General features: G+C 58.1%; 8 protein-coding genes and 7 pseudogenes. 10 read left to right on the top strand and 5 right to left on the bottom strand.

Annotation, left to right across the window (positions count from 1 at the left end):
• Positions 1-10: 10 nt before the first annotated feature.
• Entirely contained in the window at positions 11-940 is a 930-nt protein-coding gene (locus JOH52_RS33645) for a MurR/RpiR family transcriptional regulator (protein WP_014531123.1), read from the top strand.
• A gap of 28 nt (positions 941-968) precedes the next feature.
• Positions 969-2,159 carry a serine hydrolase domain-containing protein gene (locus tag JOH52_RS33640; protein WP_014531122.1) on the top strand — a complete coding sequence of 397 codons (1,191 nt, stop codon included), beginning with the start codon at positions 969-971 and terminating at the stop codon, positions 2,157-2,159.
• Positions 2,160-2,176: 17 nt separating this feature from the next.
• Here the strand turns inward: JOH52_RS33640 and JOH52_RS33635 are convergent.
• A pseudogene (locus JOH52_RS33635) lies at positions 2,177-2,404 on the bottom strand (transposase); the annotation flags it as partial.
• Here JOH52_RS33635 and JOH52_RS33630 point away from each other — a divergent pair.
• The 5 genes and pseudogenes from JOH52_RS33630 to JOH52_RS33610 all read left to right on the top strand — a co-directional run.
• Positions 2,401-2,590: pseudogene (locus tag JOH52_RS33630) on the top strand (transposase); the annotation flags it as partial. The pseudogenes JOH52_RS33635 and JOH52_RS33630 overlap by 4 nt on opposite strands.
• 620 nt (positions 2,591-3,210) lie before the next feature.
• Positions 3,211-4,154, top strand: a protein-coding gene (locus JOH52_RS33625) for an IS630 family transposase (RefSeq protein ID WP_164843349.1) whose coding sequence is annotated in 2 segments (ribosomal slippage) — positions 3,211-3,547 and positions 3,547-4,154 — 945 coding nt in all. Because the reading frame shifts where the segments join, the coding sequence is not laid out codon by codon here.
• A 584-nt stretch (positions 4,155-4,738) separates the two neighbouring features.
• Positions 4,739-5,020 (top strand): GrpB family protein, encoded by a 282-nt coding sequence (locus JOH52_RS36745; RefSeq protein WP_080567557.1) that lies wholly within the window; start codon positions 4,739-4,741, stop codon positions 5,018-5,020.
• Positions 5,021-5,110: 90 nt separating this feature from the next.
• A pseudogene (locus JOH52_RS33615) lies at positions 5,111-5,586 on the top strand (HIT family protein).
• Positions 5,587-5,632: 46 nt separating this feature from the next.
• Positions 5,633-6,079: a P-loop NTPase family protein gene (locus JOH52_RS33610; protein WP_017267240.1), complete on the top strand. Its 447-nt coding sequence runs from the start codon at positions 5,633-5,635 to the stop codon at positions 6,077-6,079.
• A 62-nt stretch (positions 6,080-6,141) separates the two neighbouring features.
• Here JOH52_RS33610 and JOH52_RS36740 read toward each other — a convergent pair.
• From JOH52_RS36740 to JOH52_RS33595, 4 genes and pseudogenes are all read right to left on the bottom strand, one after another.
• Positions 6,142-6,240 (bottom strand): annotated as a pseudogene (locus tag JOH52_RS36740) (integrase-like protein y4lS); the annotation flags it as partial.
• A 251-nt stretch (positions 6,241-6,491) separates the two neighbouring features.
• Positions 6,492-7,716 (bottom strand): annotated as a pseudogene (zigA, locus tag JOH52_RS33605) (zinc metallochaperone GTPase ZigA).
• Between the two features lie 77 nt (positions 7,717-7,793).
• On the bottom strand, positions 7,794-8,408 hold the full coding sequence (locus JOH52_RS36065) for a ZinT family metal-binding protein (RefSeq protein ID WP_276312787.1): 615 nt from the start codon (positions 8,406-8,408) through the stop codon (positions 7,794-7,796).
• A 1,005-nt stretch (positions 8,409-9,413) separates the two neighbouring features.
• Positions 9,414-9,566 (bottom strand): annotated as a pseudogene (locus tag JOH52_RS33595) (Tn3 family transposase); the annotation flags it as partial.
• Positions 9,567-10,313: 747 nt separating this feature from the next.
• On the opposite strand from JOH52_RS33595, the gene JOH52_RS33590 reads away from it, so the two are divergent.
• The 3 genes and pseudogenes from JOH52_RS33590 to JOH52_RS33580 all read left to right on the top strand — a co-directional run bounded on the left by JOH52_RS33590 (position 10,314) and on the right by JOH52_RS33580 (position 13,746).
• The gene (locus JOH52_RS33590; protein ID WP_153530224.1) at positions 10,314-11,003 is read left to right on the top strand and encodes a GntR family transcriptional regulator; all 690 of its coding nucleotides are present in this window, start codon (positions 10,314-10,316) and stop codon (positions 11,001-11,003) included.
• A 632-nt stretch (positions 11,004-11,635) separates the two neighbouring features.
• Positions 11,636-12,913: a plasmid partitioning protein RepA gene (repA, locus tag JOH52_RS33585; protein WP_153530223.1), complete on the top strand. Its 1,278-nt coding sequence runs from the start codon at positions 11,636-11,638 to the stop codon at positions 12,911-12,913.
• 67 nt (positions 12,914-12,980) lie between these two features.
• Positions 12,981-13,746: pseudogene (locus JOH52_RS33580) on the top strand (IS5 family transposase).
• The last annotated feature ends 515 nt before the right edge of the window (positions 13,747-14,261 follow it).

The following is a 14,261-nucleotide window of genomic DNA, read 5'->3' as shown; positions in this document are numbered from 1 at the left end:
GTCTGTCACTGTGGTGAAAGCACGAAGCGGCACGGATTCTAATGGATCGAGCGACGTTGAGCAGAAAATAGACATCGAAGCGATCCTGCGCGACCGCATGTCCGGTTTCTCGCCCTCGGAGCAAACCCTTGCGGCCTATATCCTGGATAATATCCAGATATTGCCCTTCGAGACCGGCAGCAGCATAGCTGAGACCGTGGGCGTCAGCGAAATGACCGTCACGCGGTTCGTTCGTGGCCTCGGTTTTGAGAACCTGCGCGACCTCAAGAAGCGGTTGCGCTTCGCGGTCGCGGAGAAGGATAGCGAAGTCGACGATTACATGTCTCGTTTTCAAATGCGCGAAGGCCGACAGCAGATGCTCCAGGAAAGCCTGCGGCTGGAACTCGACGCTATCGTGAAGGCCTACGCCTTGACTACCACCGACGTGTGGGACGAGGCCGCAAGCCTGCTCGTGAAGGCGCGCACCATCTATGTCGTCGGCTTTCAGGCCTCGAAGGGGTTGGCCATGGATTTCGCCAGCCGCCTGCTCTGGGCGCGCTCCAACGTGATTTTCATCGACAACGCCTCGGGCACGTTTGGCGAGATCATCAATGCAGATCCCAAGCAGAGCGCCGTCGTCCTCGTTGACACGGCCTCGTACGCGACCCGCGGCATCAAGCTGGTGGAGAAGCTGAAGTCGATGGACATGCCGCTGGTCATCGTCACCGACAAGTTCAGTCACTGGGCTTTTGCCTATACGCGCTTCGTCTTCGAGGCGCATACGCATGTGAAAACTTTCTGGGATTCTACGGCAAGCCTCAGTGTCGTGCTGAATCTGCTCATCGACGCCGTTGCCACCAAACTAGGGCCGAAGGCTAAGCGTAACTTCGCCATGATGAGCGACATGGGCACCCTCTTCGGAGAGTTCGTCGGAGGCAGCTATCTCCGCCGGAACGATTGATCCATTTCAAACGCAAACGAGAGCATGCATGACCAGTATTTCGCCATTCCGTGATCCGACTGCACCCGGCAATTCTCTCATTCCAATGCAAAACTGGGACCGCGCGCCCTGGAACCGATGGACCTTCCAGCATGTTCGGGACCTGCTGCCCACCACACAGGTCTGGCGCGGATCGGGGCCGGCAAGTCTGTTACCGTCCGATCTTCGGGATATCGATGCCATTCCCTTCGTGGCGGAGGGACAGGCCTATACCGTTGGCAGCTTCCTCGAGACGAGCTATGCCGATGGCTTCCTGGTGCTCCATGGCGGCAAGATCGTCGCCGAGCGCTACCTGAACGGCATGACACGGCATACCCAGCACCTCTCGCAGTCGATTGCCAAGTCGGTCGTCGGCACCGTGGCCGGCATCCTGATCGGCCGCGGAGTGGTCGATCCGGCCGCGTCCCTGACGCATTATCTGCCGGAGCTGGAGGCGACGGCCTACCGCGGCGCATCCGTCCAGCACGTGCTCGACATGACCAGCGGCGTGGTTTTCGATGAGACCTATACCGCGCTCGATTCCCACATGGCGCAGTTGGATGTCGCCAGCGGCTGGAAGAATCGTTGGAACCCGAGCTGGCACACGAATATCTGGGACCTGATCCTGTCTTTGAAGGATCTGGAGTGCCCGCACGGTACTTCCTTCCGCTATCGCTCGATCGAGACGGATGTACTGTCCTTCGTTCTACAGCGCGCCGCCGCTACCCCGCTTGCAGAACTCGTCAGCCGTGAATTGTGGGCGCCGATGGGGGCGGAGGAAGACGCCTATTTCACCGTGGACGCTGCCGGCTATGCTCTCGGCGACGGCGGGTTCAATGCGACTCTTCGGGACTATGCTCGTTTCGCCCTGCTGCATCTTCGCGGCGGCGAGATTAACGGCGGGCGTATCGTGTCGACCGAGTGGATTGCCGGGACACGGTTCGGTGCTGATCCGACACTCTTCGGCGGCATCTATCAAGAGGTTTTACCCGCCGGTGCATATCACAACCAGTTCTGGATCGAGGATACCGCACGCGGCGTCTATATGGCCCGCGGCGTCTTCGGACAACTGATCTACATCGACCCGATGGCGGATTTCGCGGCGGTTGTCCTGTCGAGCTGGCCGGAATTCGTCAGCACTACGCGGACGCGGACAGCGCTGGCGGCGGTCAGGGCTATCCGAGGAGCGCTGTCGCCGTAGCAAGCGGGGCTATTTCCCCGTTCGTCCCGGCGCGGCAGACGAAAGAAGGTCAGCGTCTGCTCGATGGTTTCCTCGACCCAGGAGGTCAGGCGCGGATGGCGGACCGACCATTTTCCCAGCCAGGCGGCGAGATCGGCCTTCGCCTCTCGAGTCGCGGCGATCATAAAACCATCGAAGCTCCTTCAGGCAATCGTCGCCATGCTTGCGCGCAGATGATCGAGGGCGTTCCCGAGGAAATGCACGTATCCACTTCATGAGAAACGTTCTGACGCATGCCGGCAAGAGCGGCCGGCGGGTCGTGTCTCCGCCTTCATCGCAAAGGCCTTTGGCCAGGAGACCCGGAGGCAGCCAGCGCGCAATGGCGCAGCGTCGCCGATCAGATCAGACCGAAAGTTCCAAAGCTCGCAGCCATCATGGACGATGTGCTCGCCTAGATGGCCCTCCCGAAAGAGCACCGGGCAAAGCTGCATTCGACGGCTGAGACTCCCTTCAAAAATATTGTACTTTTCTGATGCGCGGGCGACCTCGAGGTGAAGCGCGGTGCATCGGCTGAAAGCGTCGCCAGGCCACCTCATTCGAGCCTTGCCGGATTGAGGCGTCGACGCGCCTTTTCATCAGGCGGGCGCCGACGCCGGGTCTCGACAAAACGTTTTTTTAGTGCCTTCAAGCAGAATCAGCGCTTTCGTTGGCATTGGTGGTCGGCCCTCCGATTTGCGCGTTGCATTGCCTTCCTTGAAGCTGCGGGCGACAGCTTCCGCGTTCCGCCCGGTGCCGTCCGCAGCTTCGAGGAAGGCAATGCAACGCAAATCGGAGGGCCGACCACCAATGCCAGAGTTTCGGAAAAGCGCCCACGCCTCCACATGCTCGGACGCGTGACAACCACCCATATTGTCCGTCACCTTTGTCGGTTCGTGGACACAGATTATTCCTTCAACCGTGCGGCCAATTTCAAGATCTAGAGCGCGTCCGATGAAAGCGGAAGCGGCGTGAGGATTCCTTTTCAGAGCGTTCTGTGATTCCCTCCTGCTGTCTTTGATTTGTCGGAGGGAACATGGCCCGAGCATTGAGTGATGATCTTCGCCACCGGGTTCTGGCTGCGTCGGCTGGTGGGATGTCCACGCGGTCGACTGCAGCGCGGCTCGGGATCGGGATTTCGACGGCGATTGCCTGGATCGCGAGCGCCCGGCAGGGTCAGGTGAGCGCTGCCAAGCAGGGTCGACCTGGAGGTTCCCGTCTCGACGATCATGAGGCTTTCATCATCGGCATGATCGAGGCGTCGAAGGACATCACGCTGAACGAGATGGTTTTGCGTCTGGAAGAGGACCGATCCGTCTCTATCGGCCGCAGCACCCTCGACGTCTGGCTGCGCAAGCGCGGCTTCACATTCAAAAAAAGACCGCACATGCATTGGAGCAGGAGCGGCCAGACCTCCTGAAGCGGCGTCAGGACTGGTTCGATGCACAGCTTGATCTCGATCCAGCCCGCCTCGTCTTCATAGACGAGACGGGTCTTTCCACGAAGATGTCCCGACTTCGCGGTCGCTCTCCGCGCGGAGAGCGTTGCCGATCGGGCGTTCCGCACGGTCATTGGAAAACTACGACGTTCACCGGGGCGCTCAGGCTCTCCGGCATGACCGCGCCAATGGTCCTTGACGGGGCGATGAACGGAGTTGCTTTCAAGGCCTATGTCGAGCAGGTTCTCGTGCCAACCTTCACGCCCGGCGACATCGTCGTCATGGACAACCTGCCGGCCCACAAGGCAGATGGCATCCGACAGGCCATAGAAACCGCTGGCTGCACGCTGCTCTATCTCCCGCCCTATAGCCCCGACTTCAACCCGATCGAAAACGCCTTCTCAAAGCTCAAGGCGCTTCTGCGGGCAAGGGCCGAACGCTCCGTCGACGCCCTGTGGAACACAGTTGGCGACATCGTCAAGCTCTTCGAGCCGCAAGAGTGTGCGAACTACTTCGCAGCAGCAGGACATGATCCGGATTAAAGTGGACGTGCTCTAACTCTCTGAAAAGAAAGCCAGTAGCTTAATTTCAGACTCTCCTGCCGCCTGGCACGACTTTTGCACGATCACCTTGGGCGCGCGCATCTGTTGCGCATTCATGTGTCCGAACAACCCAAATAATTAAACAACAAAGGAAGCAAGATGGCAGCTCTGCGTCAGGCCGCGTTCTACCTTCAAGGCGGTATCGGCAAGTCCAAGCAGAAGCCTAGGCCAAAGCTGGTGACCGCGTCCATCGAAGTAAGGGGGCAACAAGATGGCTAAGCGCAAGAGAGCATTCTTTCGCAAGCGGCTCAGGGGCGGCAAGGGCTGTTTCGGCAAAGCGGACTTCGCAAGACGGATTTTAGCAAGGGGGCTCGGCACGGGCCGCAGCGGCAGCTCCTCGGCGTTTGTTCGGCCATCGCGGCTTTCAGCAAACCGGAGCCTTCAGAAGCTTTGGCCGAATCAGCCTGAATCGGACGGGTCGCTATCCACCCGACTGTGACCTCGCCGATAGACATGTCGATCTGGCGCTCATACGTTGATCGCGCTACCGTACATCTGCGCCCCTTTAATTTTCAGGGGCCTATATTTGGCGGAAGTCGAACAGAAATTTGAGCAAGCGGTACTTTCGAGAGCAGCCTGGCGAAGAGCGCACCCATGTGCATATTCGCAGGGCCGGTAGTTGGCATGAGCAGTGGGCGCTGCTGTTCAGAGATTATATCCGGCAACATCCCCATGAGCATATTCCCTATGCCGCTCTGAAGCGGGCATTGGCCGAGAAAGACCCCCACGGACCGTCCTCTGTCATTAGGCAAGCAGATCAGTGGGCCGCAGATACGGGTTGGCGGCTCGGACCGACAGATGCCTGAAAGCCAAGCAACATTTATGGCTACAGCGGAGGGGGAATTTGGAGATACCTCAGCGTTGCCGAGACAACCGGACGGCCGGTGAGCCACCGGATGAACTCTGCTCTTCCCGGCTATCTGATGGTTAGCTCTAAGATGGACACTAATGATCTGTCAGAGTTATCGGAAGCGCGCTTGCCGAGCTTGGGCCATTGCTGGCAGCAACTCAGAAAGCCTTGAAGCAGAAATTGCATGCTCAACGGGTGAATATCGGCCGCTACGGCCATTCTCCAGGCTATCCGATCCATTTCCATGTGATCCCGATCTATGATTGGGTGGAGGAACTGTTTTGGAAGAACGAGAGATATCGTCTGCTTGGAAGTTTCGCAGAAGGACCGGCGGAAACGCCAACGGATGGTGCTGAACTGACGTTCTTTGTCTGGCGAGAGTTTTGCGAACGTGCAGAGCCGCCCGCGATCAAGGGGCCGGTGGTCTCCGAAGTAGTGGAATTGCTGCGAAAGGTACAGGAAGGGGACGCATTTGAACTCGATATCTTCCTCCGATCTGCGCCGGACCCTGATTTTCGGTAATGGCGGCTCCGGAAAGACGTGGCTCGCTCGTAAGCTTGGCGACATATTGCAGTGCGCCCCTATCCATCTCGACGATCTCCGATGGGAACCCGGAAACTATGGGATAGCCCGCAACAACCAGCTTGTCGCGAACGAGGTCGCGGAGGCCGGAAAAGCTGATAGTTGGTTGATGGAGGGCGTGTACGGATGGTTGGCGAATGTCGTACTGCATCAGGCTACAACATTAATCTGGATCGACTTGCCAGAAGAAGAGTGCATTGCGAACGTTAAAGAGCGAGGGATACAGGGTGGTGGTAGCGTCGAAGAATTCCAAGAACTCCTAAAATGGATCGCGGAATATCGCCTTCGCAACAATTCGAGCTGCTTCCTTGCCCACTCTCAATTGTTTGAGGCATTCGCAGGCTCAAAATTTTTGCTGAAGAGCCGAACCGAAATCGGCGCCTATTTGGATAATGTGTCGCGGAATCCTAACTTTTCGACGGAAACTGGCTGAAATCATTAGCCGACTAGCGTTGCAATATCAGGCGCAAAAGTCCGGCCGCAGAGAGGGACTTTTGCGACAGCATGTTCCTGGCCGTTTCGCCGCAGGTTGGTTTCGAACTCTGCGAAGACGCCGAGCATGTCGAAGAACGCCTTTCCGGCGGCTGTGGAGGTACGCGAGCGACAGGCTGAAGGCATCGCCGCCGCCAGGAAACGTGGCACAGGCGAAGCAGGATTTCTGCGCGATGAATCTTCGGTGGGCGGCCTTTGTAGATGCGTCGAGGGTATTCCCGATCGCCGCGACACGCCGTTGCAACGGCGATTCATCGCAGTCGCGAAGGGGACATCCGCACAGTGCCTTGCAGCCAGCCAGTGGATTGCGTTGCCAACATCTCCAGTCCGAAACCCGGCTGGTGCTTCGACGCTCATCCAGCCTGCCTCTCCCAGCTCGGGAACGGATCCGGAAGATCGCGCCAGTGGCCGGGTATGAAGTTCTTTTCCTTGACGAGGCAGGCATCGAGTTCGACGCGGATCTGGCGTTCATCCATCGGGTCGCAGCCGATGAAGACGATCTCTTGGCCTTCGGTCGCCCCAGATAGGATCGAGATACGGCTTCATGGCGGCCTTCCACTCGGGATGATCCGGCCATTGCGGCTTTGGAACTGACGCCCACCAGAGGCCACGCTTGCCCGTTCGAATGAGCGCACCAGCCTGGCTGATTTCGCCGACATAGTGCGGACGCGTTGCCAACCAGAAGAAGCCCTTCGCTCGCACAACGCCGGGCCAGGACTTGTTGATGAAGGCCTTGAGCTTCATCGGATCGAAGGGGCGACGCTCGCGGTAGACGAAGGAGCGGATGCCGTATTCTTCGATCTCGGGGACGTGGTCCTTGAAGCCGTTCAGCTCCTTGAACCAGAGCGGATGTTGCTCGGCCTTCTCGAAATCGAAACGGCCTGTGTTTAGAACCTTGTCCAGCAGGACCTGAGCGAAGTCCGTCTCGATCAGTTCGGCGTCGGGATTGAGCGAACGCACGATCTTACGAGCGAGATCGAGATCACTCGCGGGCGTGTCGGAAACCTTGTTGAGCACGATGACGTCGGCGAATTCGATCTGCTCGACCAGAAGATCGACCAAGGCGCGATCATCGGCTTCACCGGCCACCTCGCCGCGGTCGCGCAAGAAATCGTGGGAGGAATAATCCTTCAGCAGATTGGCGGCATCGACAACGGTGACCATCGTATCGAGGCGGGAGACGTCCGAGAGACTCTCGCCATTCTCGTCGCGGAAGTCGAAGGTGGTGGCGACCGGCAGCGGCTCGGCAATTCCAGTGCCCTCGATCAGCAAATAGTCGAACCGACCATCTTCTGAGAGGCGACGCACTTCCTGCAAGAGGTCATCGCGCAATGTGCAGCAGATGCAGCCATTGGTCATCTCCACGAGTTTTTCGTCGGTGCGCGAAAGGTTTGCGCCACCATCGCGAACCAGCGCGGCATCGATGTTGACCTCGCTCATGTCGTTGACGATGACGGCGACCCGGCGGCCCTCGCGATTGTTCAGCACGTGGTTGAGAAGTGTCGTCTTGCCGGCGCCGAGGAAGCCGGAGAGGACAGTGACGGGCAGGCGATTGGAGGATTTGGCTGTGTCAAGCATGGGTGCCTCGGGGTTTAATGGCGAAAAAGGGGCGCCCGACCGTGAAGGCCGGGCGCAGGCGAAGAGGAGCGCAACGGTCAGTGCGCTATCATCTCTTCGACAATTTGCTTCGCGCTCAGCGAAGACGGGTAGTAGGTCGGCCAGTTCGTCACTTCTTCCAGCAGGGCCGCACGATCATTTCCCCAGTAGAGGTGATAATGGTCGGCCGCCTCGGGCGCGATTTTGTGGTCGCTGAACTGGATGAATTCCGGAGCGTCCGCGTCACCGTCGGACTTCTTGAAGATGAAGCGCACGCCACGGTTGCCCTTCTCGTAGGTCAGGATCTCATAGCCGTCGCTGACATAGCGGGCTTCGAGCGGCTTCTCGCCCTCGAAAAAGGTCACTGTGTCGCCATCGATCTTGATCCGCTCGACGTTAGTTCGATAGCCGATCTCGTAATAGGCCCGGTACTCGTCGGCGCTCTGGTCGGCGCTCTCCGCTTTGTGCGCCATGACTGGATCGAGCGTTCCATCCTTCAGGTAGGGATAGACCGACTGCCAATCGCCAGCCCAGTCCGACAGGGTTCGATCCTGGACCTGGTTGTCCTCAAAGTGGCCCTTGTAGATCTGCTGGACCGCCGGATCGTGGCTATGTGCGTGAACTTTCTCAGCTGTGTGATCGTGGACCTTGCCGCTTCCGCCGACGGCCACGATGTTGAAGGGCTTGCCCTCCACGGCGATCTCGCCGGTCCTGGTGAACGATCCCGCCGACACGAGATGGAGCTTGCCTGCCAGCGGGTCGGTCACGACGACGTTGTCCCCTGCCACGGCGATGCGCGGGCGCGGATCGTTCCAGTGACCGTCCACCGAATAGGGATCGGTCAGCTTGAGCGAATTGGCAATCTTACCGGCGACGATATCGAGCTGGTGAAGCTGGCCATCCTCGGTGAAGACGTAGGCGAACTTCGGCCTCACCGGATCGACGGCAAAGTGCACGCGCCGCGTCGGCAACTCGATCAGGCGGAAGGCGTCGCTCTCAGCCGTCGGATCGATCAGAACGACCTTGTCGGGACCGTAATTGCCGAGGAAATACTGCAGTCCCCGGCCACCGATCAGCGTGGTCGACTTGCCGTCCGGCAAAGAATCCGCATAGGGCAGATGGCGGATGTCCGACGCGCTTTCTCCATGCGTGACGACGAGCAGACCGGTCGCGCAGGCGAAGGCCAGAATGTTTCCCGAAGAGGCCTCGCCGTGGAGGTCGGGGCATTCAGCGATGTCGCCGACCTGCGTGCGGGCCTTGTCAACCGTCCTGATGCCGACCGGGAGTTCGTCGGGCTTCTCCCTGTTCGGCTCCGACAGAAGGACATGGGAGCCATAGGCGACGGCGACGCCGTGCTGCGGTGCGTCGGTCTTTACCTCCCGGAAGTCTGACTTGCCCTGCAACACCGCTTTCTCGGAGATGATGCGGGCGACACCTTCCCCGTCGAAAAAAGCCGCGAACTCGCCGTCGTGCTCGACCAAGTGGGAGGGCTTTTGGCCGACGATCTCGGCGCCCGTCAGCTTCGGCGCCTCGACATCGATGTCGCCATGGTCGTCGAAGGAAATGCCGCTGGCGATTGCGGTGACCGCGCCCGCATCACCTTGCACCGCGAACACGGCGCGGCCGCTTTCGCTGCGGTACAGAGAGGGGTCGGTTCCGGCTGGGGGCGGAATGACACTCTAAGCCGTTTCTCCGTTAGGCCAGAGATATTCGCCGGTCAGTAATATGTGTGCCCAACCCAGTGGAGAGATATGCGCCAGAAGTTCGGGCGGCACATCAAGTCCTTCATTCCGGCGCTCTGCGATTGCATGGCCGAGATGGAGGGTGTTCCATCTGCGATCAGCTCTGCTAGCCGGAGTATCCATCTCGAGCGGGCTGGACCAGTGATGCTCATGATGAGGCGTGCGAAAATGATGGGTCAGAATCAAGTGCGATTCAGCAGCGCTATTGAGGAGATCATGCCCCATACATGCCGTTCGGTGGCGTCTTCCCAGTGCAGTTATTTTGCGCATCCCACCCGTTGGATTCTCATCTTTAATGCCACATTCGGCTGAAACAGCCGCATTCTCACATATAAGTGCCAAGCGACAACTCCGCAGCTGACTGTGAGGGAAATAAACACAAGAGTTCAATGAGGCTGACGAAAGGCGCTCCGATAAAGCCGTAAGTTTCGGTTGACTGGCACGGAGAAGCGAGTCTACATCGTGACGGATGTTTATCAACATGCAGCTCAAACACCGTCAGGATGCGTCTTGCGACACAAACGAACGTTATTCCGCTTCGGCCCGTGCGAAGAAGGCTTTGCAGTTTTGCCCGTGGCGGCGCGAGGCCAAGAAATCACAGATCATCTCGTAGCCTCCGGCTCCGCACCACCACATCGTTCTCAGAGCCTTCGCACTGCAAAAAATTACGCGTCACCGCCGGAGATCTCGATCCGTACGGCTAATTGTCGGACATGTTCGGTTACTTCTCGAGTATTCCGCGGTACGCGACAGAGGAGAAATTACACGCCAGCGCCAGAAGCGGGCTGCAGCCCCAGACTTCTTTGAACAACAGAAACTATGCGCGGAGGAGAAGGCATGTATAGTCGCCACGAACATAAACTAGGATGGGACGAGTCCAAGGTCGGCAAAGTGTATAAAGCACTCAAGAAGATTATCGTCAATTGTGAGGTCCCCCCCTGTACGCGACTCTATGCTGTCCGGATCAGCAACGTCATGAATACGAGCGTTGTCCCTGTGCGCGAGGTACTGATTCAGCTCGAAATAGAAGAATACATCATGAGCTTATTCAACAATGGCTACTACACCAAGAAGCTTGATCCACAGAAACTGTCGGATCAACTTGATTTTATTATGATGGTGCTCAAGCATGTGTTCAGAGAAAACCTGTATGAGCACTCTACGTTTGTAGTTCTTCCCAGCTGGACCGACTACGACTTGATCAGGGAGTTCCAACAGTCTTTTTACGAACGTATCGCGAAGGCTTCGAACAACAGAATAATGCGGGACCTCGTGCATGAGTACAACGTTCGGACGAGATACATTCGTTGGTTGGACTTGCACCAGCCGGAGCGTCTCTCATGTATCAGAGATGACATGAGCGAGCTTCTGGAGCTTCTTGATAAGCGAGACAACGATGCGGCGATCGCAAATGTTGATCGGCAATTCAGTGCAATGATTAGCACTGTTCCCAAGCTTGTGCTGGAAGGCAATCGTCGTGCCGGGAATACGAAAGAGAGTTGGTTGGAGACATTGTCGAAGCTTTAGGCTGAGAGCTGACCCGGCGGTTTCCACCGATATGAGGCTCTGGCTCACATTTGCCGCTGTTGCGGCCGGCGCTCTTGCTGACTTGCAATGCGTTCCGCCGGACGATGCAACCCATCTTTGTTGGCCGGGCCGCCAATCTGGGTTGTTTGCGGTTCAGCATTCGCGCAAGCCATGGTCCACGGTCGAGCTTTTACGCTTTGCCCAGCGCACCGGCCGCGTTCGGACCGAGGATCACCAGTCGGCTCAAGGTTCATTCGCCCATGCGGGATGTCGCGCCGAGCTTCTGCTTTCGTCCGCGGGATGCTGCAATGGTGTGAGTAGCGCGCGAAAAAGGAACTCTTATCTACTCGCCGCATAACAAGCTGCGGGTCGGGCCCCAATAGATGTCAACGCTCGGGCTGTGACACACTCACTCATACCGGCAGAAATGTTCCACGGGGCGCAGCGGGAAACTGGCTTCGTACATGCGCAAATCAACCCTAGGGAAGATCGAGCGCGCGCTGATCGGACTAGATTGTGCGGTGGACCCGCCACAATCTATCCGGTTGCGACTTGCGCGGCGTTTTCAGACGTGCAAGAAGGGCCGTGGCAATAAACCTACATGCTGGAGAATAGCCTTCGCGGGACCCGTTATGCCACAAACTGTTAGTCCGCCGCATGAAAAGGAGAGAACGTCGGAACGCATCCGGCGTCGGGCCAAAGAACTCTTCGATCGCGTACGCGCCTCTGGCGTAGCTATCGACTTTCCATTTCCAGACCCCATGACCTTGCGCTCCTTCTCCTTGGGCGAGGTCGCCGAGATCCTCGGTGTGTCGCACAGTTATCTGCGCCAGTTGTCAATTGATGGTCTGGGGCCAACACCGGAGCTAGGGACCGCAGGGCGACGCTCCTATACGCTTCGACAAATCAACGAACTTCGTGCTTATCTCGCTTCGGCCCGTCCGAAAGATGCTTTAAAGTTTTACCCGCGGAGGCGCGAGGGTGAGAAACTACAGATTATCTCAGTAGGCGGCTCCGCAAGTACCACTACAGCATTCTATCTGGTTCAGGGCCTTGCACTTCAAGGATTCCGTGTTCTCGCTGTAGATCTTGATAGGCGAGGCTCATTCTCGGGAATGTTCGGTTACACCGCCAGTACGACGCCGGTCTACAATAAAAGCATATATGCCGCGTTACGCTGTGATGACGATCGGGCCAGTATTAGGACTGTAATCCGACCGACGCATTTTGATGGTCTTGATATCGTGCCGGGCAGTATCGAGCTCCGCCGGTTCGAGGAGGAACGCTTGCGGCGCTACCTCAGCGGGGCCTCGAGGAACCCAGATGCTAACTCGAGACTGGTGTCTGCGATCGAGGAAGTCGAGGGCAATTACGATGTCGTCGTTATTGCCGGTGCACCTGTACGCGACGGCTTAGGCCCGGTTGCGCTTGAAGCAGCGACCGGCGTGCTGGTTACAGTCCACCCGCAATTGGATGATGTCGCGTCAACGGCCATGTCCCTCAGCATTTTCTCGGAATACGTCCGCAGGATCGAAGAAGCTGGGAAGTCCGAAGATTATGATTTTTTCAAATTCTTGGTGACAAGGCACGACCCGCGTGACGTCGCAGAGCAGGAGACGATCGCCCTGCTGCGGGGCTCCCTGGGTGATGATCTCTTGACTGCCATCGTCTGGGAATCGGATGCGATAGGATACGCGGGGCTCAAGAATCGATCGCTGTATGAGCTATCAGCGGGAGCGGTAGGCCGATCGGCATACGAGCAAGCGATGGAAACGCTGAATTCCGTCAATGCCGAGGTGATGGATATCATATCGGAGGTTTGGGGTCGTCCCCCGATCTATGTGTCGCAGGCTTCGCGCTCGACGACTGCAGGTAAGGCGAAATCCCAATCTAAGAGGTCTAGGTCGTAAACTCATAAAATCACTTGTTGTTTAGTCGCGCCGATGATTCAAGGCTTCCGAATGAGGGAGCCTTGGAATGACGCGCCGCCGCTACGAACTCACCGACCACGAATGGTCAATCCTGTCGCCGCTGTTGCCCAACAAACCGCGGGGTGTTCCCCGCGTCGAGGATCGGCGGGTGCCGAATGGCATCCTCTAGCGGTTTCGCACGGGCTCGCCCTGGGCGGAAATTCCGGAGCGCTATGGTCCGCCGACCACCTGCTACAACCGTTTCGTCCGCTGGCGGAAGGCCGGTGTCTGGGATCGGCTTCTTGAAGCCGCTTCCGAGGCTTACGATGGCGACATCGTCATGATCGACTCAAACTGTGTCCGCGTTCACCAGCACGCGGCCACGGGAAAAAGGGGGATGGAGACGATGGCGGCATGGGACGTTCCCGTGGCGGGCTCACGAGCAAAATCCACGCGCGCGTGTCGACGCCGAAGGTCGCCCCGTCAACCTCCGTCTGACCGGCGGGCAGATCGCCGACTGCACCGAGGCCGACGCGCTGACGGACGAGCTCGGCGAGGGAGACATCCTGCTGGCGGACAAGGGCTACGACAGTAATGCCATCCGGGCCAAGGCCGCCGAGCGAATGGCCTGAACCAACATCCCGCCGAAGTCCAACCGGAAGGGTCATCTCGTTTTCTCGCGCTAGGTCTATCGGCAGCGGAACCTCGTGGAGCGGTTCTTCAATAGGATCAAACAGTTCCGAGGCATCGCAACCCGATACGATAAGCACCCGGGAAACTACCTCGCCGCGGTCAAGCTCATCGCCGCGAGGATATGGTGTCAAAGTTTATGAGTCGACGCCCTAAAAGGGAAATAAAAACAAAGCTTCAACGAGGCTGACGAAAGGCGGCACCGAGGGAGCCGGTAAGTTTGGTAGCGGCAAAATGCTCACGGGCCGTTGACTGGCACGGACAGAGAGATTAAACCGCGACGGAATATTTCTCGATATTGGACACAATCCGTCATGATGAGCAAAATTCAACAACTTGCTCTTCCCCCGTCTGACTGCAAAGAGCTCTGGGAACGCGCGCGCGGGTATATTCATCTCCAAACCACATGACCTTCCGCTCTCTCTCGTTCGGACAGGTCGCCGAGATTTCAGTATGTCGCAGAGTTATTTGCGCCAGTTGTCAATCGATGGTCTGGGGCCAACACCGGAGCTAAGGACCGCAGGTCGACGCTCCTATACGCTTCGATGGATCAACGAACTTCGTGCTTATCGCGCTCCAGCCCGTCCGAAAGAGGCTGGGAAGTTTTACCCGCGGAGGCGCGAGGGTGAGTACAGATCATCCCAGTTGGCCGCCGGCC

It is taken from the genome of Sinorhizobium meliloti (assembly GCF_017876815.1).
GTDB lineage: Bacteria > Pseudomonadota > Alphaproteobacteria > Rhizobiales > Rhizobiaceae > Sinorhizobium > Sinorhizobium meliloti.
The sequence above is the reverse complement of the archived record's forward strand: the minus strand, read 5'-3'. Positions and strand labels throughout refer to the sequence as shown.